General features: G+C 71.1%; 22 protein-coding genes and 1 pseudogene. 11 read left to right on the top strand and 12 right to left on the bottom strand.

Annotated features, from left to right (window positions below; genetic code table 11):
- Positions 1 to 43: 43 nt before the first annotated feature.
- Both hemQ and BJY18_RS10950 read left to right on the top strand, forming a co-directional pair.
- Entirely contained in the window at positions 44 to 736 is a 693-nt protein-coding gene (hemQ, locus tag BJY18_RS10955; RefSeq protein ID WP_184779873.1) for a hydrogen peroxide-dependent heme synthase, read from the top strand.
- 5 nt (positions 737 to 741) lie between these two features.
- Complete coding sequence (locus BJY18_RS10950) at positions 742 to 2,154, top strand: CoA transferase (RefSeq protein WP_184779872.1); 1,413 nt, start codon at positions 742 to 744, stop codon at positions 2,152 to 2,154.
- 230 nt (positions 2,155 to 2,384) lie between these two features.
- Here BJY18_RS10950 and msrB read toward each other — a convergent pair whose 3' ends face one another.
- The 3 genes from msrB to BJY18_RS10935 all read right to left on the bottom strand — a co-directional run bounded on the left by msrB (position 2,385) and on the right by BJY18_RS10935 (position 4,270).
- Entirely contained in the window at positions 2,385 to 2,813 is a 429-nt protein-coding gene (gene msrB / locus BJY18_RS10945; RefSeq protein WP_184784547.1) for a peptide-methionine (R)-S-oxide reductase MsrB, read from the bottom strand.
- 19 nt (positions 2,814 to 2,832) lie between these two features.
- Entirely contained in the window at positions 2,833 to 3,138 is a 306-nt protein-coding gene (locus tag BJY18_RS10940) for a hypothetical protein (protein WP_184779871.1), read from the bottom strand.
- A gap of 73 nt (positions 3,139 to 3,211) precedes the next feature.
- Positions 3,212 to 4,270, bottom strand: coding sequence for a serine/threonine-protein kinase (locus BJY18_RS10935; protein ID WP_184779870.1), 1,059 nt, complete (start codon positions 4,268 to 4,270; stop codon positions 3,212 to 3,214).
- A gap of 121 nt (positions 4,271 to 4,391) precedes the next feature.
- Here BJY18_RS10935 and BJY18_RS10930 point away from each other — a divergent pair.
- A protein-coding gene (locus BJY18_RS10930; RefSeq protein ID WP_184779869.1) for an IS5 family transposase occupies positions 4,392 to 5,197 on the top strand; the annotation gives its coding sequence in 2 pieces (ribosomal slippage) (positions 4,392 to 4,731 and positions 4,731 to 5,197; 807 coding nt in all).
- A gap of 723 nt (positions 5,198 to 5,920) precedes the next feature.
- Here BJY18_RS10930 and BJY18_RS10925 read toward each other — a convergent pair.
- Together BJY18_RS10925 and BJY18_RS10920 are read right to left on the bottom strand one after the other, a co-directional pair.
- Positions 5,921 to 7,573, bottom strand: a complete 1,653-nt coding sequence (locus tag BJY18_RS10925; protein WP_184784546.1) for a serine/threonine-protein kinase — start codon at positions 7,571 to 7,573, stop codon at positions 5,921 to 5,923.
- A gap of 118 nt (positions 7,574 to 7,691) precedes the next feature.
- Positions 7,692 to 8,369, bottom strand: a complete 678-nt coding sequence (locus tag BJY18_RS10920; protein WP_184779868.1) for a TVP38/TMEM64 family protein — start codon at positions 8,367 to 8,369, stop codon at positions 7,692 to 7,694.
- A gap of 87 nt (positions 8,370 to 8,456) precedes the next feature.
- Here BJY18_RS10920 and BJY18_RS10915 point away from each other — a divergent pair, with 87 nt between their 5' ends.
- The 4 genes from BJY18_RS10915 to BJY18_RS10900 all read left to right on the top strand — a co-directional run bounded on the left by BJY18_RS10915 (position 8,457) and on the right by BJY18_RS10900 (position 12,069).
- Positions 8,457 to 9,479, top strand: coding sequence for a DNA polymerase domain-containing protein (locus tag BJY18_RS10915; protein WP_184779867.1), 1,023 nt, complete (start codon positions 8,457 to 8,459; stop codon positions 9,477 to 9,479).
- A gap of 196 nt (positions 9,480 to 9,675) precedes the next feature.
- The gene (locus BJY18_RS10910) at positions 9,676 to 10,068 is read left to right on the top strand and encodes a DUF6221 family protein (RefSeq protein ID WP_184779866.1); all 393 of its coding nucleotides are present in this window, start codon (positions 9,676 to 9,678) and stop codon (positions 10,066 to 10,068) included.
- 53 nt (positions 10,069 to 10,121) lie between these two features.
- Complete coding sequence (locus BJY18_RS10905; protein WP_312873813.1) at positions 10,122 to 11,126, top strand: MsnO8 family LLM class oxidoreductase; 1,005 nt, start codon at positions 10,122 to 10,124, stop codon at positions 11,124 to 11,126.
- 64 nt (positions 11,127 to 11,190) lie between these two features.
- Positions 11,191 to 12,069, top strand: a complete 879-nt coding sequence (locus tag BJY18_RS10900) for a serine hydrolase family protein (RefSeq protein WP_184779865.1) — start codon at positions 11,191 to 11,193, stop codon at positions 12,067 to 12,069.
- 7 nt (positions 12,070 to 12,076) lie between these two features.
- Here the strand turns inward: BJY18_RS10900 and BJY18_RS10895 are convergent, their stop codons facing one another.
- From BJY18_RS10895 to BJY18_RS10885, 3 genes are read right to left on the bottom strand one after another with little or no spacing between them, the layout of a single operon-like run.
- Positions 12,077 to 12,586 (bottom strand): P-loop nucleotide/nucleoside kinase family protein, encoded by a 510-nt coding sequence (locus BJY18_RS10895; protein WP_184779864.1) that lies wholly within the window; start codon positions 12,584 to 12,586, stop codon positions 12,077 to 12,079.
- Positions 12,583 to 13,239: a maleylpyruvate isomerase N-terminal domain-containing protein gene (locus BJY18_RS10890; RefSeq protein WP_184779863.1), complete on the bottom strand. Its 657-nt coding sequence runs from the start codon at positions 13,237 to 13,239 to the stop codon at positions 12,583 to 12,585. The genes BJY18_RS10895 and BJY18_RS10890 overlap by 4 nt, the downstream gene beginning before the upstream one ends.
- A gap of 40 nt (positions 13,240 to 13,279) precedes the next feature.
- Positions 13,280 to 14,878: a PucR family transcriptional regulator gene (locus tag BJY18_RS10885; protein WP_184779862.1), complete on the bottom strand. Its 1,599-nt coding sequence runs from the start codon at positions 14,876 to 14,878 to the stop codon at positions 13,280 to 13,282.
- Between the two features lie 164 nt (positions 14,879 to 15,042).
- On the opposite strand from BJY18_RS10885, the gene pruA reads away from it, so the two are divergent.
- Both pruA and BJY18_RS10875 read left to right on the top strand, forming a co-directional pair.
- Positions 15,043 to 16,671: an L-glutamate gamma-semialdehyde dehydrogenase gene (gene pruA / locus BJY18_RS10880; RefSeq protein ID WP_184779861.1), complete on the top strand. Its 1,629-nt coding sequence runs from the start codon at positions 15,043 to 15,045 to the stop codon at positions 16,669 to 16,671.
- Between the two features lie 11 nt (positions 16,672 to 16,682).
- The gene (locus BJY18_RS10875; RefSeq protein ID WP_184779860.1) at positions 16,683 to 17,612 is read left to right on the top strand and encodes a proline dehydrogenase family protein; all 930 of its coding nucleotides are present in this window, start codon (positions 16,683 to 16,685) and stop codon (positions 17,610 to 17,612) included.
- Positions 17,613 to 17,682: 70 nt separating this feature from the next.
- Here the strand turns inward: BJY18_RS10875 and trxA are convergent, their stop codons facing one another.
- Positions 17,683 to 18,063, bottom strand: a complete 381-nt coding sequence (gene trxA / locus BJY18_RS10870; RefSeq protein ID WP_184779859.1) for a thioredoxin — start codon at positions 18,061 to 18,063, stop codon at positions 17,683 to 17,685.
- 83 nt (positions 18,064 to 18,146) lie between these two features.
- Between trxA and BJY18_RS10865 the strand changes: the two genes are divergently transcribed.
- Positions 18,147 to 18,389, top strand: a complete 243-nt coding sequence (locus tag BJY18_RS10865) for a DUF2630 family protein (protein WP_184779858.1) — start codon at positions 18,147 to 18,149, stop codon at positions 18,387 to 18,389.
- Positions 18,390 to 18,719: 330 nt separating this feature from the next.
- On the opposite strand, the gene BJY18_RS10860 is transcribed toward BJY18_RS10865, so the two are convergent.
- Complete coding sequence (locus BJY18_RS10860; RefSeq protein WP_184779857.1) at positions 18,720 to 20,288, bottom strand: alpha/beta fold hydrolase; 1,569 nt, start codon at positions 20,286 to 20,288, stop codon at positions 18,720 to 18,722.
- 109 nt (positions 20,289 to 20,397) lie between these two features.
- Positions 20,398 to 20,874 carry a MarR family winged helix-turn-helix transcriptional regulator gene (locus tag BJY18_RS10855; RefSeq protein WP_312873812.1) on the bottom strand — a complete coding sequence of 159 codons (477 nt, stop codon included), beginning with the start codon at positions 20,872 to 20,874 and terminating at the stop codon, positions 20,398 to 20,400.
- 33 nt (positions 20,875 to 20,907) lie between these two features.
- Between BJY18_RS10855 and BJY18_RS38000 the strand changes: the two are divergent.
- Positions 20,908 to 21,287, top strand: a pseudogene (locus BJY18_RS38000) (GlcG/HbpS family heme-binding protein).
- Positions 21,288 to 21,342: 55 nt separating this feature from the next.
- On the opposite strand, the gene BJY18_RS10845 reads toward BJY18_RS38000, so the two are convergent.
- Positions 21,343 to 22,416 (bottom strand): ATP-dependent DNA ligase, encoded by a 1,074-nt coding sequence (locus tag BJY18_RS10845; protein ID WP_184779856.1) that lies wholly within the window; start codon positions 22,414 to 22,416, stop codon positions 21,343 to 21,345.
- Positions 22,417 to 22,426 lie beyond the last annotated feature (10 nt).

Below are 22,426 nucleotides of genomic sequence, written 5' to 3'. Positions count from 1 at the left end.
AGGCGCTTGGCGCATCCGGCGCGTGCAGTGCCAGGATGGGTGTATGGCGCGGCTGAACTACAACGAGCTGAACGACACGATCCGCTACACCACCTGGTCGGTCTTCCGGATCGAGCCGGGGCGGCTCGGCGAGGACCGCGGGGCCGCGGGGCGTGAGACCGCGGAGTACCTCGACGGGCTCGAAGCCAAGGGCGTGACCGTGCGCGGCGTGTACGACCTGTCCGCGCTGCGCGCCGACGCCGACTTCATGATCTGGTGGCACGCCGAGGAGATCGAGCAGATCCAGGCCGCCTACACCGGCTTCCGCGGGACGCCGCTGGGGCGCGCCGCGACACCGGTGTGGAGCCAGACCGCGGTGCACCGGCCCGCCGAGTTCAACAAGAGCCACGTGCCGGCGTTCATCGCCGGCGAGGAACCGCACAAGTACATCTGCGTCTACCCGTTCGTGCGGTCCTACGACTGGTACCTGCTGCCCGACGACGAACGCCGCAAGATGCTGGCCGACCACGGCAAGGAAGCCAGGGACTACCCCGACGTGCGGGCCAACACCGTGGCCTCGTTCGCCCTCGGTGACTACGAGTGGATCCTCGCCTTCGAGGCCGACGAGCTGCACCGCATCGTCGACCTGATGCGCCACCTGCGGGGCACTGAGGCGCGGCGGCACGTGCGGGTGGAGATCCCGTTCTACACCGGCACCCGGGTGCCGCCGGCCGAGCTCGTCGCGGCCCTGCCGTAACCGCCGTGCAGGACGCGTTGGCCGGGGTGTGGCGGACGCTCACCGGCGAAGAACTGCCCCCGGTTTCGCTGACCGGCGACGATTCGGTGCTGCCCGGACCGTTTCGGGTGCCCACCGCGGCCACCGCGAGTATCGCCGCGGCCACGCTCGCCGCGGGGGAGATGCTGCGGGTGCGGGGCATCGAACCGGGCACTGTCTCGGCCGACGCCCGGCACGCTGCCGCGGCGTTCGGCAGTGAGCGGCTGCTGCGGATCGACGGCCACCCGGCCCCGAGCGCGTGGGGCCCGCTCTCGGGCGACTACCGCGCGGCCGACGGCTGGATCAAGCTGCACTGCAACTATCGGCGCCACGAGGCGGCGGTTTGCTGGGCGCTCGGTGTGCCCGCGGTGCGGGAAGCCGTGGCGAAGACCGTCGCCGGGAAAACCGTCGCCGAAGTCGAGTCCGCGGTGGTGACCGCGGGCGGAGCGGCCGCGCTGATGCGTTCCCGTGCGGACTGGCTCGCGCATCCGCAGGGCCAGGCCGTCGCGGAGCTGCCGCTGGTGCGGCTGGACCGGATCGGGGACGCGCCGCCGCGCACGCTGTTCGATTCCGGCCGGCCGCTCGGTGGGGTACGCGTACTGGAGCTGACCCACGTGCTCGCCGGCCCGGTCGCCGGCCGGGTGCTGGCCGCGCACGGGGCCAACGTGCTGCACGTCGGTGCCGCGCACCTGCCGCGGATCCCCGTGCTCACCATGGACACCGGCCAGGGCAAGCGGTCCGCCTTCGTCGCGCTCGACACCGAAGGCGGCCGGGCGAGGCTGAAGAAGCTCATCGCCCGCGCGGACGTGCTGGTGCAGTCCTTCCGGCCGGGTGCGCTCGCGCGCCTCGGATTCGGCCCCGAGCAGCTGGCGGAGCTGCGGCCCGGGCTGGTCGTCGCCGACCTGTCCGCGTACGGCTGGACCGGCCCGTGGGCCCGTCGCCGCGGGTTCGACAGCCTGGTGCAGATGTCGTCCGGCATCGCCGAGGAGAACGCGGCCGACGCTCCGGCGCCGTTGCCCGTCCAAGCCCTCGACCACGCGACCGGCTGGCTGACCGCGGCCGCGGTGATGACCGCGCTGCGCCGCACCGTGACCGAGGGCGGAACCTGGCGGGCACGGCTTTCGCTGGCCGGTACGGGTGCTTGGCTGGACTCCCTGGGCCGCAGTGCCGCCACGTCGTCCGAAGCGGACTTCGCGGACCTGCTGGAGGACGCAGATCTGCTGGAGGACGTCGACAGCGACTTCGGCCGGATGACCAGGGTGCGGATGGCCGGTGAACTGCCCGGCGCCCCACCGCGCTGGGATCACGCCACGCACCGGCCGGGCGCGGACACCGCGGTGTGGTCTCCGGTCGGCGCAGCACCCGGCCGCGAGGTGGCTCCGGCAACGCAGCCCGGCTGAGCAGCCGGAGCATGACGGCAGCGCGTTCCGGCTGGGCGGTGGCTCGTGGCGGCAGCGCACTGCGGTTGGGTAGTGGGGCCGCGACTGCAGCGCAGCCCGGCTGAGCGGCCGGCCAAACCGCGTCCGCTGCGCTGCCCCTGCCCGACGCGACGTTCGCCGGGCCGGGGCCGCCGCGCCGTGGGTCAACTGTGCCGCGTGTCAGCAGCGCCGTGGGTCAGCAGCGCCGTGGGTCAGCCGTCGGACTCCGGTGCGAGTTTCAGCGAGATCGAGTTGATGCAGTAGCGCTGGTCGGTCGGGGTGGCGTAGCCCTCACCTTCGAAGACGTGCCCGAGGTGGCTGTGGCACGAAGCGCACAGCACCTCGATCCGCCGCATGCCCAGGGCGCGGTCCTCGCGCAGCAGCACCGCGTCCGAGTCCGCCGGGTCGTAGAACGACGGCCAGCCGCAGTGGCTCTCGAACTTGGTGTCACTGCGGAACAGTTCCGCGCCGCAGGCCCGGCAGGAGTAGACGCCGGTGGTCTTCGTGTCGGTGTACTCGCCGGTGAACGGCCGTTCGGTTCCGGCCTGGCGGAGGACCGCGTACTCCTCCGGATTCAGCTGCTCGCGCCATTCCTGCTCGGACTTCACCACGCGCGGAGTGGTGCCGACCACGGGTTTCATACCTTTCACGCCTTCCACGTTACCTCGACAGGAACGCGATGGTGTGGGTCGCGATGTCCCAGGCGGTGACCAGCAGCCCGAGCACGAGAAGCACCACGAACAGCACCGAGACCCAGTACCGCAGCCCGCCGGTGCGGGTGCTCGACTCGGCGAAGTCGGCCACCTGGTCGAGACAGGCCTCGACGGTGAACGTCGGCCCGGTCCGCTCCATCCGGTCGAGGTGGGCGGCGAACGCGCGGACCTCCGGATCCGCCGGGTCGAGCCCGATCAGATCGTCGTGGAAGCGCGGGTTCCAGCCCGGCGGCACAGCAGCGCTCTCGGCCATGGCTCCACGGTAAGCCCTGCCGGCGGGTTAGCCCACCGGGTTGCGTGCGGTGTCTCACCGGGCGGGCCGATCGTCACTGGTTCGACGTGCCGCCGGAGTCGAGCCTGGTGTCGCTGTCGATCAGCATCTGGCCGCCGGAGGAGATGACGCGGTAGCCGCGGCGCGTTCCGTCGATCGTCAGGTTCATGGTGATCGAGCCGTCCGCGTTGGCGCCGCCGCTGTCGGCTCGTGCGTCCTCGTACTTGCCGATCGGGTGCGCGGCCCAGTACTGCTGGAACGCGGCCTGGTCGCCGTACACCCCCTGCGCCGCGGGGGTGAGACGCGACCAGTTCGCTCCCGGATCGGCGAAGAAACCGTCGGTGATGAAGGTGCCCGCCGCGCTGTAGTCGGAGATCTTGCCGTCCGGTGGGGTCTGGCCCAGCGGACCGGTCGGGACGTCGGGACTGCTGCTCGGCGCGTTTCCGCTCGGCTGCCCTGCGCTCGACGGCGGGGGCTGCGCGACCTGGTCGGAGCCGGACTGGCCGGAGCCGCTGCTGTTGGTCAGTACCAGGAACACGATCACCGCCACCACGACGACCGCCGCGGCGCCGCCGGCGAGCAGCGCCGTCCGGCGGGTTCGCCCGGACTTCGAGGATCCGCCGGCGCCGCGGTAGTCCGGCGCGGCCGCGCTGGGCGCGGGGCGCTGGGCGGGCTGCTGAACGGCGGGTTGCGGACGCGGGGGAGTGGCGGGCGGGGCGGACGGCGAGCGCATCGGCGTGAACGCCGCGGTGGGTGTGCGCGGAGGGTTTGACGGGGCCTTCTGCGCCGGGATGGGTGCCGAGGACGGCGCCGGCGGCGCCGCGGCCACGCGCTGCCATGGCGGACGCGAACCGGAGCCGGTGCCCTGCCCGCCGGCGATCAGCGGCGGCGCCATCGGCTCGCCGGTGGCCAGCTTGGCCAGCCGCTCGCGGGCTTCGGCCATGCTCGGGCGCTCGCCGGGCTCCGTGCGCAGCAGGCTCATCAGCAGTGCGGTGGCCGGCCCGGCCTGGGTGGGTGGGTTGACCTGGCCGTTGGCCGCGGCGTAGAGCAGCGCGAGCTGGTTGGTGGTTTCTACGGTAAGCCGTTGGAGCCACTCAGCCCACCAGCGGCGCACTACCGTCTCGGTAGACCATCCTCTGCCTTGGCCGTCCACGGCCAAGGCAGAGGACGCAGGCCAACTAAGAGCGTGTCTCACTTGGTTGTTGGTTGAGGTGTGGGCATGATCATGAGCTGTGATGGACGAGTTGTCGCGACGGCTGGTGCCCGACGAGTTGTGGGCGCTGGTCGAACCGTTGATCCCGCCGGGAAAGACGCGCCCGCAGGGTGGCGGCATGTCACGAGTGGGCGACCGGGCGGTGTTCACCGCGATCGTGTTCGTGCTGACCAGCGGCTGCGCCTGGCGACATCTGCCGCCCAGCTTCGGGGTCACCGTGCCGACAGCGCATCGGCGGTTCACCGAGTGGACCAAGGTCGGCCTGTGGCGCGATGTGCACCGGGCGGTGCTGGACGAACTTGGCGGCAAGGGCATGATCGACTGGTCGCGTGCGGTCCTGGACGGAGCATCCGTCAGGGCCAAAAGGGGGGCGGTCTGACCGGTCGGAGCCCGGTCGATCGCGGCAAGCCCGGCTCGAAGATCCATGTGCTGTCCGACCGGGCCGGACTTCCGTTAACCGTTGGGATCTCCGCGGCCAACACTCACGACAGTCACGCGCTCAGACCCTTGGTCAACGCGCTGCCGCCGATCCGGTCTCGCCGCGGACCGCGCCGCCGGAAACCGGCCAAGCTCCACGCCGACAAGGCCTACGACATCCCAGCCCTGCGCGACTGGCTTCGCCGGCGCGGGATCATCCCGCGCATCGCCCGCAAGGGCATCGAATCCACCGAGAAACTCGGAAGACACCGGTGGGTGATCGAACGGTCCATCGCCTGGCTGACCAGCTACCGGCGCCTGACCATCCGCTACGAACGCAAACCCAGCCACTACCTCGCCTTCCTCACCCTCGCCGCCACCATCACCTGTTACAAGAAACTCGCCAAATGAGACACGCTCTAAATCGATCAATACCTACACGCACAAGTCCGGGGTCCGGTACTCCGCGCCACCGGAGATGGAAAGGATTCCATAGTTGCATCCCGAGCCCACCCATGTGGGCCAAACGTTCCCGTAAATATGGTGGTAACTCATTTGCTCGTAAGGGCCGTTGAATCGGGTTCCGGTCGGGTTCACCCACGCCACGCGTGCGAGAAACGGGCTTCCGGCCCACTTCTCGTAGGTGACGTTGATCTGACCCTGCTGATTGATGGGCGACACGTACAGACAGAGGCTGCCGTTTTCGAGCTCGAGGCAGGCTGGGCCGGCTTTTGTTGAGTTCTTGCCGGTTGAGTCGGCGGAAGCTGGAGAAGTTGAGTTCAGCGTACAGGTGACTAAGATAACTGTAAAAGTGAGAAATCTTGCTATTAAAGGCAGCTTCACGAACCCTCCTCGATTAGTTTTCCACTCTGGCATTTACCGTTAAGGACCTAAAAAATCAATGCTCCATTGGAGTGCTGGGCCTGGTCCGGTAAGCGCGACGTCGGCTTGTGTTGGATATGTGGTGTCGCGAAATGGCGCACGAAATTATCGATCGAGTGGCTAACTTGCTGTGCACTGGGCCGTTTACCGCAATTTCGGACGAAGGCCGTCTGCGGTGCTGTGGTAACCGAAGCCGACAGGCGACGTGTGCAGGCTGTCGAATCCTGACAGCTCGTCTCAGTGTCCGGGAGTCTACGAGTGACCGCTGCGGGTGTCGCCGGAGATCTTGAGGTTGCCGTCGCTGGAATCGAGCACGCGGAGGGTCTTGATCTCGTCGGCTATGTCCTTGAAGTGAAGGATGATCTGGATGTCGACCGAGCCGTCGTCGTTGTTGGCACGCTTGTAGGCGTTGGCTCCGCCGTAGCCGCTCAACGGGTGCTGTGACCAGAAAGCCTGGAAGGTTTCCTGGTTTCCGTAGACGGCCTGCGCGTCGGGCGCCAGCATGGCCCAAGCGCCGACGGGGTCGCTGTTTACTTTGCCGTAGAACGCGATCACCTGTTTACCGGCGGGTTGCCATTCGACCTCGCCGTTCGAGGCCACGTTGGGAGTCGAGCTGGTGGTCATCGGACTGGATTTCGGGGCGCTGCCAGTGAAGCTGGGCGCACTGGGTGCCGACTGAGTAGCCTGATCGTTGTTCGAGCCTCCGTCGGAGCCGCCGGAGTTGGTCAGTACCAGGAACACGATCACCGCCACCACGACGACCGCCGCGGCGCCGCCGGCGAGCAGCGCCGTCCGGCGGGTTCGCCCGGACTTCGAGGATCCGCCGGCGCCGCGGTAGTCCGGCGCGGCCGCGCTGGGCGCGGGGCGCTGGGCGGGCTGCTGAACGGCGGGTTGCGGACGCGGGGGAGTGGCGGGCGGGGCGGACGGCGAGCGCATCGGCGTGAACGCCGCGGTGGGTGTGCGCGGAGGGTTTGACGGGGCCTTCTGCGCCGGGATGGGTGCCGAGGACGGCGCCGGCGGCGCCGCGGCCACGCGCTGCCATGGCGGACGCGAACCGGAGCCGGTGCCCTGCCCGCCGGCGATCAGCGGCGGCGCCATCGGCTCGCCGGTGGCCAGCTTGGCCAGCCGCTCGCGGGCTTCGGCCATGCTCGGGCGCTCGCCGGGCTCCGTGCGCAGCAGGCTCATCAGCAGTGCGGTGGCCGGCCCGGCCTGGGTGGGCGGGTTGACCTGGCCGTTGGCCGCGGCGTAGAGCAGCGCGAGCTGGTTGGTGGTGTTGCCGTACGGCGTCTGGCCCTCGATCGCCTGGTACAGCGTGGCGCCCAGGGCGAACACGTCGGAGCTGGGCACCGGGTCGGCCCCGCGGGCCAGTTCGGGCGCGAGATAGGCCGGGGTGCCGCCGATCAGGCCGGTCTGGGTGAGCGTCATGTCGCCGGCCGCGCGGGAGATGCCGAAGTCGGTGATCTTCGCGGTGCCGGTCTCGTCGATGAGGATGTTGCCGGGTTTGACGTCCCGGTGCACGATCCCGGCCCGGTGCGCGGCGACCAGTGCGGCGGCGACCTGCTCGCCGATCCGCGCGACCTGGCCCACCGGAAGCGGGCCGCGCTCGGCCAGCACCGCGGACAGGCTGGGCCCGTTGAGGTACTCCATCACCAGGCACGGGTCGCCGCTGTGCTCGGCGATGTCGAACACCACGATGGCGTTCGGGTGCTGGAAGCGGGCGGCGTTCTTCGCCTCGCGCATGGCGCGCTGGCGCATGTTGTCGCGCTCGGCCTCGGACACGCCCGGCTGCGGCAGGATCTGCTTGATCGCCACGGATCGTTCCAGGCGCACGTCGACCGCGCGCCACACCACGCCCATGGCACCGCTACCAATGTGCTCGACGAGGCGATAGTGCCCCGCGATCAGCTGCCCGGTGTCGATGGCGACCGCTCCTGACGAAATCCCGATGATTCGTGGTCGTGCTCAGCGCGGATACCCCTCGCGCACGCGAACGAGTGTAGCGGTCGGGAGTACCCGGCCGCCGTCAGCCAGCCGGTGCCGGCGACCTCGCGGGTTCCTCCGGCGCGGCAGCCGGGGTGCGGCGCCGCAGCACGCGCAGCAACCCGGCCACGCCGGCCGCCGCGAAGACCGCGTAACTGGCCAGAAGCGCGGGCGGCGTGTCGCCGGTGAGAGCGTCGGCGAAGACGACGACCGCGATCGTGCCGGGCACGCTGCCGAGCGCCGTGCCGGCCAGGAACGGCAGCAGTTTCACCGACGACACACCGCACAGGTAGCTCAGCGGTGCGAACGGCACCACCGGGATCAGCCGCAGCGAGGTGACCGCCAGCGTGCCGCCGCCGGACAGCCGTTCGTTGACGATCCGGACCGGCGCGCGGTGCAGGTGGCGGGTGACCAGGTCCCGGCCGAGCACCCGCGCCAGCCCGAACGAGAGCCCCGCCGCGATCGTGGTCGCGACGAGCGCGATGACCACCCCGGCGAAGCTGCCCACCAGCAGCCCGGCGGCGAGGTTGAACACCGTCCGCGGGATCGGCGCGACGGCGAGCAGCGAGTACGCGACCAGCAGTACCACCGGCGTGGCCGGCCCGGTCGCTACGGCCCACTGCCGCAGCTGGGCGGGACCGGGAATCGGCAGCCACACCGCGGCCGCCGCGAGCACGGCGAGCACAGCGAGCGCGAGGAGGAGCTTGGTTCTGCCGGACACCCCGCAACGGTAGGGCACCCGGCCCCGGCCTCGCCGCGGCGGCCCGGTTCTCGCGACCGGGAGGCCGTTCGCGGCTAACGTGGGCGCATGCCCAAGCACGGTGATCCGGTGGAGTACCAGGCAGGGGAGCGCACCGTGCGGGTGTCCAACCCGGACAAGGTGTACTTCCCCGGCCCGGGTGTCACGAAGCGGGAAGTGGTGGAGTACTACCTCGCCGTGGCCACGCCGTTGCTGCGTGCGATCGGCGAGCGGCCGACCACACTGAAACGCTACGTCGACGGCGTCACCGGGGACTGGTTCTACGCCAAGCGCGTGCCCAAAGGTGCCCCGGACTGGCTCGAGACGGCACGGATCACCTTTCCTTCCGGCCGGACCGCGGACGAGGTCTGCCCGACCGAGCCCGCGGTGTTCGCCTGGGCGGCCAATCTCGGCACGTTCGACTTCCACCCGTGGCCGGTGCGCCGTCCCGAGCTCGACCGCCCGGACGAACTGCGCGTGGACGTCGATCCGCCGGAACGCGCCGGCTTCGGCGACGCGGTCGAGGTGGCCGGGGTGGTGCGCGAGGTGCTCGCCGATGCCGGGCTCACCGGGTACCCGAAGACCTCCGGCGGCCGTGGCGTGCACGTGCTCGTGCGGATCCGCCCGGAGTGGGATTTCGTCGCGGTGCGGCACGCGGTGATCGCGCTCGGCCGGGAGGTCGAGCGGCGGATCCCGGACAAGGCGACGGTGTCCTGGTGGAAGGAGGAGCGCGGCGGCCGGGTGTTCCTCGACTACAACCAGGCCGCCCGGGACCGTACGGTCGCTTCGTCCTGGTCGGTGCGCGGTACACCGCGCGCCACCGTCTCCACGCCGTTGACCTGGGACCTGCTCGGGCAGGTGCATCCGGACGACTTCGACGTGCGCACGGTGCCCGGGTTCCTGGCCGAGCACGGCGACCTGCACGAGCCGATGGACGCCACCGCGTTCGGGCTCGAGACGCTGCTGGAGTGGTACGAGCGCGACGACCGCGACCTCGGCGGGGCCGAACTGCCGTACCCGCCGGACTATCCGAAGATGCCCGGCGAACCGAAACGGGTGCAGCCGAGCAAGGCGCGGTCCGACCCGCAGTGACCGTCCGATCGCGGCCGGTGGTCACGTTCGGTGATCAAGTTCGCTCGGCTCGGGATTTTTTTCGCTCTGGGTTTAGCCTGCTCAGTGCTCGTTCGCGTGGAGCGGGCACGGTCCGTGCCGGATCCGGGGTGTAACGCTCCGGCGTCACGGTGCGACTTATCCGCGCCGGTGGGCGGACCGGCGGGAGGGAGACCCGGTGGACGACCTGATCGCGTTCCTCGCGGCGCGGGTGGGTCAGCGCCAGGCGCTGATCATGCAGACGGTGCGCAAGCAGCAGGCCGGTGACCAGCTCACCCGTGGCGAGGCGAAGGTCTCGGTGGAACAGCGCATCCGGGCGCTCGGCGACGGTGAGCTGGACGTGGTGAACCAGATGATCAACGAGATCGAGGCGACCCGGCGGATCATGCTCGCGCACCGCACCACGGTGTCCGAGAAGGTGCCGGGTTTCCCGCTCTACGGCAGCGAGTACTGGTGCGAGACCTGTCACGTCCCTGCTGACGAGGCCGGGTCCAACTGGTGTCTGACGCTGCGGCTGCTCGCCCTGCCCTACAACGGGCACGGGGACTACAGCGAACGCTGGCGCCCCTGAGTCACGCGGCCGGCGCCGGGAATCCCGGTTCCGGCCGCCGTGTTGACCCTGGCGTGGACGTTCCGATTTCCGTGCTCGACCGCTCGCCGGTACGGCGGGGGCGAGGGGCCGCACAGGCCGTGCGGGACACGGTGGCGTTCGCCCGGGACATCGAAGCACTCGGCTACCACCGGTTCTGGGTTTCCGAGCACCACGGGGTGCCCGGTGTGGCCGGGTCGGCGCCGGCGGTGCTCGCCGCCGCGATCGCGTCCGCCACGACGCGGATCCGGGTCGGCACCGGCGGGGTGATGCTGCCCAACCACCGCCCGCTGGTGATCGCCGAGCAGTTCGGTGTCCTGGCGGCCCTGCATCCCGGCCGGGTCGATCTGGGGCTGGGCCGTTCGGTCGGCTTCATCGAAGGCGTGCGCCGCGCGCTCGGGCAGGGCAAGGACGCGGCCGACGGGTTCGCGGGCCAGGTGGAGGAGCTGCTCTCGTTCTTCCGCGGGGACCACGCCTACCCGGGGGTGCACGCGATCCCGGCCGAGGGGCAGTCCGTTCCGGTGTTCCTGCTCGCCACCGGCGCGGGCGCCGACCTCGCCGCCGGCCTCGGCCTGCCTCTGGTGATCGCCCCGGCACACGGCGAGCGCGCGATGATCGACGCGATTTCCCGCTACCGCGAACGGTTCCGTTCGGCCACCGCGGACCCGCACGTCGTCGTGTCGACCGCGGTCGCCGTCGCGGACACGGCGGAACGGGCTCGCAGGTTACTGGTGCCGGAGGCCTGGTCCACTGTGTACTCCCGCAGCCACGGGGTGTTCCCGCCGCTCTCCCCGGCCGCGGAAGTCCTGGCGCTGCCGATGACCGGCCGTGAGCGCACGCGGCTGGAGCAGGTGCTCGCCGGGCAGATCAGCGGCACCCCGGACGAGGTCGCCGACCGGCTGGGCGCACTGGTCGAGCAGACCGGCGCGGACGAGCTGCTGATCAGCACCAGTACCTACGATCCGGCCGAGCGGGTGGGCTCGTTCGCCGCGCTGGCCGACCTCGCCGGGTTGCCGGTACCCGACACCATTGTGACCTGAGCCATATTTACTAGTTTCGTAGGTAAACAGTGAACCTGGCCGGGTGGTCCGGCGTCCTGGAGACATGCGCAAAGGGATCTTGCTCGTGCTGGCGGCGGTCGTGGCTGTGACGGTCACCGTGGTGATCGCGACCGGTTCCGGCGGGGACGACGTGGTTTCACACTGCGACTCGGTCGCGGCGGCCGAGCCGGACGCACGGGGGCGAGAGGCGATCGAGAAGGCCCGTGCCGCGCTACTGGCCACCGGGGCGGGCCCCGTGCTGGGCATGAGCGTGGTGGATCTGGACGACTGCGCCGAGGTCCTGTCGTGGAAGGAGCACGCGGCCACGCCCTCGGCGTCGGTCGTGAAACTGCTGATCGCGCTGGACCGGCTGGACCGCTCCGGCGTGCCGGGCGGGGCCGGTGCCGAACAGCTGGAACGCATGCTGGCCGCCAGTGACGACGCCGTGGCCAGCCGGATGTGGAGCGAGGGCGGCGGCCCGGCCATCGTGCGTCGGCAGGCCGCGGCACTGGGCCTGGCCGACACCCGGCCACCGGAGGACCCGGGCCAGTGGGGCGACACCCGGATCTCGCCGGCCGACGTGACGACCGTCTACCGCTACCTCGCCAGCGAACTGGACAGCGACGAGCGGGTGTTCCTGACCGAAGCCCTCGGCGGCATCTCCGAGCACGCCGCGGACGGGTTCGGCCAGTTCTTCGGCGTCGCCGCCGAGGAGGTGCACCCGCTGCTGGCGAAACAGGGCTGGGGAAGCTCCGCCGGCCGCCGGGTCCTGAACACCACCGGCGTCGTCCGCGACGGCCACCTGTTCGCCGTGGCGCTGCTGACCACCTGGCCGAAGTCGATCGGCTGGGACGATGCCAAGGCGGCGCTCACCCAGGCCGCGAAGGCCGCACTGGCCTCGACAACGAAGCCGTCGCCGGTGCCGACCTGGGCAGCACACTGACCGCGTCTCATCCGAGCGCGGAGGCGATCTCCCGCGCCACTGCGGCGGGAGGCTTTCCTTCCGTGTGCAGCACAGTGCCGCAGGTGCGGAGCCACGGCAGTGCCGCGGCGTAGGCGCCGAGGTGGTCCAGTCGCCACTGCCGGGCGCCCGGCTCGGCGTGGTCGGTCTCGATCCGGCGCCGCAGTTCGGCTTCCTCCGCGTGCAGCACGAAATGCCGCACTTCGAGACCGCGTCCGGCCAAGCCGGCGAAGATTTCCCCGGCGTAGGTCTCGACGAGCAAGGTCTGCGGGAGCACGAGCGGGCCGCCGGTGTGGTCGTGGATCCGCGCCGCGGTCTCCACCACCAGCGGTCGCCACAGGGGAATGTCCTGGAAGTCCGCGACCGGTTCGGGGAACGGGACTCGCAGCAGGTAGCCGACGAACTCGGGGTCGAAGACGCGGGCACCGAGCAGTGCGGACAGCTCGCGTGCCGTGCTGGTCTTGCCGGCGCCGAAGGTGCCGTTGAGCCAGACGATCACCCGAGGACCACGGGCAGCTTCGCGGTCAGCGCGCCGAGTGCGGTGGCTTCCTCCGGTGACGGCGCACGTCGTCCGGTGGCCACCAGCAGTGCTGCGCGGTCGTCCAGGGCCGGGGGCAGCGGGAAGCCGAGGACGTCCTCCACCATGGCGCGGGAGGCGGCAAGGGTGTCCGCCGGTGGTCCGTCCACTCCGGACAGCTGCGCCACCAGATCCAGGTGGTGCAGCGTGGACTCGAGAACGTAAGTGGTGAGGTAGGCGTCGACGGTCAGCACCTCGTCGCGGGTTTCCACGCGGGTGTCCGGGTCGGCGGCCGACGCTGCCCGGCCTGCGGCCACGGTCAGGTCGTCGAAATGGTGGAGGAGCCAGGCAGTGGTGCCGTAGGCGGCCGCGCTGCGGCGGACGAACGCGGATTCCGCGTCGGTGCCGTCCGGTGCCTCCCCGCTTCGCTGCCAGTAGCTCTGCGCGGTCAGGGTCGGCGGCGCGCCGGTGGTGGAGGCGAGTGTGATCAGGATGTCCTGGGCGTCGATGATGAGATGCACGACCAGGTCCTGCACGAGCCAGCCGGCGCAGCCCGACGGGGTGACCCACTGCCCGCCTTCCAGCGTGTGCACGGCTTCTCGCAGGGCGTTCCAGGCGCGGGGGAAGAGGTCCACGTCCGCACTCTAACGAGCGGGTCCGGGCCGGGCACGTGCTTTACCGCGGCAGCCGCAGCTGCAACTCGGTCAGCAACCGTTGCGCCGGATCAGTCAGGACGATGCCGGACACCTCGCTGGCGCGCCGTACGCGGTATCGCACTGTGTTCGGGTGGATGTTCAGCTCTCGTGCGGCCGCGCGGACGTCGCCGAAGGCGTCGAGGTACGCGAGCACCGCGGGCACGAGGATGCCGCCGTGGTCGGCGTCGTGTGCCAGCAGCTCGGCCAGCCTCGGGTCTCGGATGCGCGGCTGGTCCGCGAGGTACGCCAGGACCTCTGACAGCAACACGTCGGCGCGTACGTCGGCGAGAGACGCCACGTTGCCTGTCCAATGCCCGCGCGTCATCGCCACCAGTACGCGGTCTGCGTCGCCGCGCGAAGCAGCTGCGTCGGACAGCCGTGGTACGACGCCGCCTATCGCCGCGCGTACGGGCGCGTCGAGGTGCTTTCGCGCCGCTGCGACGATTTCCTTCGCCAAAGCGAGCACGGCAGCGTCCGAGTGTTCCGGAAGGTCCGGCAGCAGCGCGTACACGCGACCGCCGAGCACGCTGACCAAGGCGCTGCGCCGGTACGCAGCAGTGTGCACGGCGATCAAATGCACCAGCTCCGCTCGCCGCAACAGCCGGTTCGACGCGGCGGACGGCTGCTGCGGGGTGAGCGTGAACGCCAGCACCTGCGCGGGCCGCGCCGGATCGGCACCGATGTCGTCGGCCACCGACTCCGCGTCGACCCGGCCGTCGAGCAGCCCGGCCAGCAGGTCTTCGCGCAGCCGCAGCTGTGGGTCGGGAAGCGTCCGCGCGCGGATCAGCTGGGGCGCGAGCGTGCGGCTGGCGCCGAGCAGCGCGACCTCGGCCTGCTCGGTCAGCGGCTGTGCGCCTTCCTGCACCCATATCGTGCCGAGCGGTTGCGAACCGGCGTGAATGCCGGCAGCGATCCGCCGTCGGATCCCGAGCTCCGGCCGTTCGTCCACGCGCACGATTCCCTCACCCGCGCGCAGCCGCTGGTACACGCCCCACTCGCGAAGCATCGCCAGGTATCGCTCCGGCCCTTCGCGGCCGAGAATCGACAGCCGTCGCAGCTCGTCCACTTCGTCGCCCGCGCGCGAGTACGCCAGCACGCGGCTCGCGGTGTCCTCGATGCTGACCAAGCCGCCAGTGAGGGTGGCAACCGTTTGCGCCAGCGCGAACAGATCGCCGAGCACCTCACCGGTCTCCGCTTCGCCACCCGCGCGCGCCGCGTCGACCACCCCGCGAGCCAGCGCCTCCACCTGTTCCCAGCGCGCTTCCGCGCCCACTGTCAGCAGCGCGACGCCTGCGTCGGCAGCAACCTCGATGCCGCCTTCGCCCTTCACCGCCACTGCAGCTGCCCCGCCGCGGCCGGCCGCGCGGATCGCCGCGGCCGCGGACCGGCCACGCGCGCCGATCACCAGCACGAGGTCACCAGGATGCGTTTCGGGTGGGTCTTCGGGGTCGAGGATGACCACGTCCTGCACCGGGACGCCGAGACCGCGCGGCGCGACGAGCACCCGGACGAGTGGTTCGCCGAGCGTCGCGAGGACATGCCGAAGCGAAGTGCCGGCGAAGGGATCGGGGCCACTCACCAGGTACTCCGATCGGACAAACTCATACGGGCGATTCTAGCCGATCAGACAAACTCTCCGGCCGTGCGCGGAGTTACCGTTCGGCTATCCGAGCCAGCTGTTTTTCGAGCCAGCAGTGTTCGAGCCGGCTGGTCGAGCCAGCTACTGACAACGAGGGAGCCGCCGTGGACGCCGTGACCCAGACCCCCGCCCCGAAGAACGAGCCGGTGTACACGTACGCACCGGGCAGCGCCGAGCGCGCCGAGCTGGAGGGCGCGTTGAAGAAGCTGGGTCAGGCCGGACCGGTCGACCTGACTGTGACCGTCGGCGGCGAGCAGCGTGCCGGCGGCGGCGAGAAGATCGACGTTGTCCAGCCGCACAAGCACAGTCACGTTCTCGGCACCATCCAGAGCGCTTCGCAGCAGGACGCGTCCGATGCGATCGCTGCCGCTGCGAAGGCGGCGCCGGAGTGGCGCGGGCTGTCCTACGACGACCGTGCCGCCATCCTGCTGCGCGCGGCCGATCTGCTGACCGGGCCGTGGCGCGCGACCATCAACGCGGCCACCATGCTCGGCCAGTCGAAGACGGCGACCCAGGCCGAGATCGACTCCGCCTGCGAACTCGCCGACTTCTGGCGGTTCAACGTCGAGTACGGCCGCCGCGTGCTGGCCGAGCAGCCGATGAGCTCGTCCGGCGTGTGGAACCGCATGGAGCACCGTCCGCTCGAAGGCTTCGTCTACGCGGTCACGCCGTTCAACTTCACCGCCATCTCCGGCAACCTGCCCACCGCGCCGGCACTGATGGGCAACACCGTCCTGTGGAAGCCCTCGCCCACGCAGAGCTTCGCCGCGCACCTGACGATGCGGCTGCTCGAAGAGGCCGGCCTGCCGCCGGGCGTGATCAACCTGCTGCCCGGCGACGGCAAAGCGGTGTCCGAAGTCGCGCTGAAGCACCGTGACCTCGCCGGCATCCACTTCACCGGCTCGACGCCCACGTTCCAGCACCTGTGGAGCACTGTCGGCGCGAACATCTCCGGCTACCGCGGCTACCCGCGCATCGTGGGGGAGACGGGCGGCAAGGACTTCGTGGTGGCGCACCCGTCGGCCGACCTCGACGTCCTGCGCACCGCGCTCGTCCGCGGCGCTTTCGAGTACCAGGGTCAGAAGTGCTCCGCCGCTTCGCGTGCGTACGTGCCGCGCAGCCTGTGGGAGCAGCTGAAGGACGGTCTCGTGCGCGAAACCGAGGCGATCAGCTACGGCGACGTGACCGACTTCAGCCACTTCGGCGGTGCGGTCATCGACCGGCGCGCGTTCGAAAAGCACGCTTCGCTGTTCGAGCGGGTCAAGGGTGACTCCGAAGTGGAGATCCTGACCGGCGGCACGGCCGACGACAGCGTGGGCTACTTCGTGCAGCCGACCGTCCTCGTGTCGACCAATCCGAAGCACGAAATCTTCAGCACCGAGTACTTCGGGCCGATTCTGTCTGTGTACGTCTACGAGGACTCCGACTTCGACGGCATCCTGAAGGTCATCGACGAGACCGCTGCGTACGCGCTGACCGGTGCTGTGATCGCGAACGACCGCACGGCTGTCGCGAAGGCGTCCGAGGCGCTGCGGTTCGCCGCGGGCAACTTCTACGTCAACGACAAGCCGACCGGCGCCGTCGTCGGGCAGCAGCCGTTCGGCGGGGCCCGCGCTTCCGGCACCAACGACAAGGCCGGCTCGATCTTCAACCTGCTTCGCTGGACGAGCCCGCGCTCGATCAAGGAGACCTTCGTGCCGCCGACGACCGTGCGCTACCCGCACCAGGGCTGAGGGAGATCGCCATGCTGCGTGCCCCGTTGCTCGCCGCCGCCCGTTCGCGGCGGATGCGAGCGTTGATCGAAGCAGTGCCCGCCACCCGGTCCGTGGTGCGCCGGTTCGTTTCCGGCGCTGCCACCGCCGACGCCGTGCGCGTCGCCCGCGAACTGGCCGCGGACGGACGCAGGATCACCATCGACCACCTCGGCGAGGACACCACCGACGCCGGCCAGGCGGCGGCGACCGTGCAGGCCTACGAGCAGCTGCTGTCCGCGCTGGCGGAACAGGGCCTCGCGGAAGGCGCGGACGTGTCGGTGAAGCTGTCGGCCGTTGGGCAGTTCCTGGCCGGCGACGGCGAGGACGTCGCACTGGAGAACGCGCGGAAGATCTGCGCAGCGGCCGAGGCCGTGGGCGCGACGGTCACCCTCGACATGGAGGACCACACCACCACGGACTCGACGCTCGGCATCCTGCGGAAGCTGCGCGGCGAGTACCCCTGGGTGGGCGCGGTGCTGCAGGCCTACCTGCGGCGCACCGAGCAGGACTGCCGCGAGCTGTCCGGCCCTGGCTCACGCGTGCGGCTGTGCAAGGGTGCCTACGCCGAACCGGAAACCGCGGCGTTCCAGGAGAAGTCCGAAGTGGACAAGTCCTATGTGCGCTGTCTGCGGGTGCTGATGGCCGGGCAGGGCTATCCGATGGTGGCCTCGCACGATCCGCGGATGATCGCGATCGCGCAGCAGCTGGCCGCCGACGCCGGGCGCACCGCGTCCGACCACGAGTTCCAAATGCTCTACGGCATCCGCCCGCAGGAACAGCAGCGGATCGCCGGGTCGGGCGCCACCATGCGGGTGTACGTGCCGTGTGGCGACGAGTGGTACGGCTACTTCATGCGGCGGCTGGCCGAACGCCCGGCGAACCTGGCGTTCTTCCTGCGCGGGCTCGCCACCCGGTCCTGACGTGCGTGCAGGCCTCCGTCCGCGGACGGAGGCCTGCACGCACGTTCCCCGATTCGCCTGTGGTCGCGGGTCAGCTCTGTGGCGTCTGGTCGGCCTGCTCGGACTCCACGGCCTTGCGGACCTCGTCCATGTCGACCTCGCGGGCCTGGCGGATCACGTCCTCCAGCGCCGCCTCCGGCAGCGCGCCGGGCTGGGCGAAGATCAGCGTCTTGTCGCGGATCACGGCCAGCGTCGGGATCGAGCGGATGTCGAACGCGGCGGCGAGCTGCTGCTGCGCCTCGGTGTCGACCTTGGAGAACACGATGTCCTCGTGCTTTTCCGACGCCTTCTCGTAGACCGGCGCGAACTGCTTGCACGGCCCGCACCAACTGGCCCAGAAGTCGATCAGCACGAACTCGTTGTCGGTCACGGTCCGGTCGAAGTTGTCCGCGGTCAGTTCCAGTGTGCTCATGGTCTGTCCAACGAACCGGACCGAGCGGGAATTCCCCGGCCGCGGGTAGCGTCTGCTCCCGCAGCCGAGGTTGAGGAGGAACCATGACGGACGGCGGCATCCTGGGCCGGATCGACGACCTGATCGCCCAAGAGCACGACCTGCGTGCCCGCTCGGTGGGCGTCGGGCTCTCGGGAACGGACAAGGACCGGCTGGCCAGGCTCGAACAGGAACTCGACCAGTGCTGGGACCTGCTGCGCCAGCGCCGCGCACGCAGCGAGTTCGCGGAAAACCCGGACGAGGCGCAAGCCCGCCCGGTCGGCGAGGTCGAGGGCTACCGCCAGTAGCAGCTCACGCGCGACCGGTCCCGGCTCCGGGCGGATCCGGTGTGTCGCTTGGACGGGGGAACCCGCGCGGGTGGGTTGGACCGCCGGGGCGAGCTGGCGGGTTGGTGCCGGATGCGGCGCGGGCGGCTGGTGCCGCGATGCGGCGCGGGCGGATTCCCGGACCCACGCCTTCGGCGAGGAGGGTTCCGGTCGCGGTACGGCTCATGCGTGCGCTGCCGTTGTCGCCCCGGTGCAGCCCGCCCAAGCCCTTGATGAGCGCCCTCGTCCTTCCATCCCATGGCCCAGCCGTCCGTGCCCCATGGCCCAGCACCGGCCGGCTGACGGGGTGGCTCAGGCGGGGCAGAGGGTGCCGCTCTCCGGGACCTTTCCGTCGATCAGGAAGCTCTGCACCGCGGTGGTCACGCAGGTGGACGGGCCCACCGCGCCGTGGCCGGCGCCCTGCCAGGTGACGGTGACCGCGCTGGGCATCTGGTCGGCCGCGCGGGTCGTGCCGAGCTGAGGGGTCACCGGGTCGGCCGCGGTGGCCGCGACCAGGATCGGCGGGGCGCCGGGCGCGCCCGCGGCGGGCAGCGGTTCGCGCCGCACCGGCCAGGCGCCGCACCACGCGAGTTCCTGGGCGACGGCGGCGCCGAACTGCGGGTACTTGCCGCGCAAGCCCGCCTCGGTCCGGTCGATCTGGTCGGCGGGCAGCCGGGTGGACGAGTCGTTGCAGCGGGTCGCGATGGTGCTGCTGATCCGCGACGCGCGGTCGCGGGTGTCGATCAGCACCGGATCGGTGAACGTCGCCAGCGCCGTCAGGTCGCCGTCCCGCGCCGCGGTCAGCGCATCGGCCAGCGCCGGCCAGCGGGTGCGGTCGGCGAGGCCCAGATAGACCGCGTAGGTGGCGATTCCCGCGCTCATGGCGACGCCGCCCGGGGTGGTGGCCGGTGCCGTACGCAGCCGGTCGGTCACCGTCTTCAATGCGGCTTTCGCGTCGCCCAGCGCGCATCCGCGGGCGGCGCAGTCGGCGGCGAACGCGTCGAAAGCGGCCTGCGCGCCACCGGCGACCGCGTCGAGCACCGCCCCGCGGTCGGCGCCCGGATCGGGCAGGCCGTCCAGCACCATCCGGCCCACCTGCCCGGGATAGCGCACGGCGTACTCCGACAGCACTTTCGACCCGTCTCCCCGGCCGAGTGCGTTGAGCCGGTCCGATCCGAGTGCCCGCCGCAGCTGCTCGAGATCCCCGGCGGTGCGCCAGCTGTCCAGCGCGGTCTGCGCGGTGTCCAGGTCGATCGCGCACTGCTGACCGACCCGGCGGGCGGCGTCGAGCACACTGCCCAGCCCGCCCTGGGCCGGATCGGCGCCGAGCAGCGCGGGCCGCACCTCCTCCGGCGCGCACTGCACCCCGCCGGACAGCCCGGTGCCCCGCCGGTCCACGCCGATCAGCGAGAACTTCTCCAGGAACGCGGGAGGCAGCTGGGCGGCCAGCCGCGCGGCGTGCACCGAACCCGGTTCCCCACCGACGTCGTTCACCACGACCAGCGGGATCGGCCCGGTGCCCACCTTCAGCAGGTAGACGCGCGCCAGCAGGCGCTGGGCGTCCTCGGGGGCATCCAGCGGAACGGTCATCCGTGCACAACCGAATTGCAGTGACGCGGGTACGCCGGGGGTGCCGATCCGCTCGCGGGTGTCCTCGCCGCAGTCGGCCCAGCGCAGGGAAGACCCCTGCGGTGGCGTGAGCGCGGGCAGCGGCACCGGAGCGGCGTTCGACGGCGACGCCGGGGCCGTGCGCCCGTCGTTGTCGATCACGGCCGGGCGCACCGACGGCCCGGTCGTGCACCCGGCCAGCGCGAGGACTGTCAGCGTCGCCGCGACCAGCCGGGCACGCAGGCGGAGGCGGCGGGCGAAACGGCGGTGCACGGGCAGGTCCTCACGTCGAATCCGGGGCGAACTCGCCGATGAGCTTGACACGGCGGGTGTGGGGAGGCAGTGAGCGGGTCCGCAGGACCCGGTTGCGGCCGGACCGGCCTTACGGGGTCTTCGCCGGTGGCTGCTCGAACTTGTGCGTGGCGGCGCGGGGCGCGTGGTCGGTGACGCGGGTGAGCAGGTCCTTGAGGGTGCTGAGTTCGGCGGGGCTGAGCTCGGCGGCGAGGTCGGTGTCGAGCGCGGAGACCCGCGCGTCCGCGCGCTCGAACAGGTCGCGGCCGTACCCGGTGAGCGTGAGCTCGATCAGGGTGCGGTGCATCGGATGCGGTGTGCGCTGGATGAGGCCGCGAGCTTCGAGCCGGCCCACGGTGCTGTTCATCGTCTGCCGCGTGACCTGGCACTGCCGCGCCAGCTCGGCGGAGCTGATGCCCTCGTGTTCGCTGACGATGGTCAGCGCGGCCTGCTGTGCCGGCGTGATGCCGTAGTCGCGCAGCACCTGCTCCTTCGCTTGCTGCGTGGCCTGTTCCGCGCGCTTGAGGTAGGCGAGCAGGCCGACAGTGATAAGCCAGCATGCTGTCACATTCCGAGCATCGGCGGCGCGGCAGCACGGCAGGTGCTGGAGGCGGCGGTCGCCGCGGCCGAGGCCGCCGGACAGCCCTCCGCGATCGCGGTCGTGGATGCGAGCGGGCACCTGTGCGCGTTCGCCCGGCTCGACGGTGCGGCCCTGCAGGCAGGCCAGATCGCCCAGGACAAGGCCTACACAGCTGCCGGGTTCGGGATGCCCAGCGGCCAGTGGCACGAGTTCCTGCAGCAGGACGCGCCGCTCGCGACCGGCGCGCCGACCGGATCGACCGGTTCGTGCCGTTCGGTGGCGGGCTGCCGCTCACCGTCGAGGGGCAGGTGGTCGGCGGCATCGGGGTGTCCGGCGGGCACTGGAGCGGCGACGACAAGATCGCGCAGGCTGCCGCCGCGGTGCTCGAAGCGGCCAGCTGACCGGGCGCGGCGGCCCGCCGCTCCTGCCGCGTTCGGCCAGGGAAAAAGCGTCCGGTCAGCGGGTCCGCACGACCTCGCCGCGGAACACTGCGTCCAGGTCGTAGCGGGCCGGCTCGTCGAGCTGGGCGTACCCGCACGAGGACGGTTCACGGTCCGGGCGCCAGCGGCCGAACTGCGCGGTGTGCCGGAACCGCGACGGATAGCCGCCTTCGGTGTGCTCGTAGGACACTTCCGCCACTCGCTCCAGGCGCAACGGCACCCACGGCTGTTCCTTCGACCGCCAGCGCGTGATTCCGCCCGGGATCCGCTGGCCTTCGCGCACCGCGTCGCCGAGCCACGGGTGGCCCTCGCCGCCGGTGATCAACGGCGCCAGTTCGGTGGCCAGTTCCCGCCGCCGGGCCGCCGGGAACGAGCCGACGACGCCGACGTGGTGCAGGAGCCCTTCGTCGTCGTACAGGCCGAGCAGCAACGATCCGACCGCCTCCCCCGGCGCGGAGTCGACGTGCCACCGCAGCCCGGCCAGCACGCAGTCCGCGGTGCGGGAATGCTTGTACTTGACCAGAATCCGCTTACCCGGTGCGTAGGGCTCGTCCAGGGGCTTGCCGATCACCCCGTCGAGGCCGGCGCCTTCGAACAGCTCGAACCAGTGCCGTGCGGTGGCCGGATCGGTCGTGGCCGGGGTCAGTGCTACGCCGGACAGCTGCGTCAGCCGTGCCCTGCGCGCCGAGGTCGGCTCGTCCACAAAGGACTCGTCACCGAGTGCGAGCAGGTCGAAGGCGACGAACTGTGCGGGCGACTCCCGGGCGAGCAACCGGACCCGGCTCTCGGCCGGGTGGATGCGCTCGGTGAGCGCGTCGAAGTCGAGCTTCCCGCCGCGGGCGACCACGAGTTCGCCGTCCAGCACGATCCGCTCCGGCAGGCTCGCCAGCAGCTCCGTCGCGACCTCGGGGAAGTACCGGTTGAGCGGCTTCTCCGCGCGCGACTGCAGACTGATCTCCTCGCCGTCACGGAAAACGAGGCAGCGGAACCCGTCCCACTTGGGCTCGAACAGCAGCCCGCCGGAGCCGGGAATGGCTTTCGCCGGCTTCGCGAGCATGGGCTTGAGCGGTGCCGCCAAGGGAAGGGCCATCCCGGCATTC

This window comes from Amycolatopsis jiangsuensis (assembly GCF_014204865.1).
Classification (GTDB): Bacteria; Actinomycetota; Actinomycetes; order Mycobacteriales; family Pseudonocardiaceae; genus Amycolatopsis; species Amycolatopsis jiangsuensis.
The sequence above is the reverse complement of the archived record's forward strand: the minus strand, read 5'-3'. Positions and strand labels throughout refer to the sequence as shown.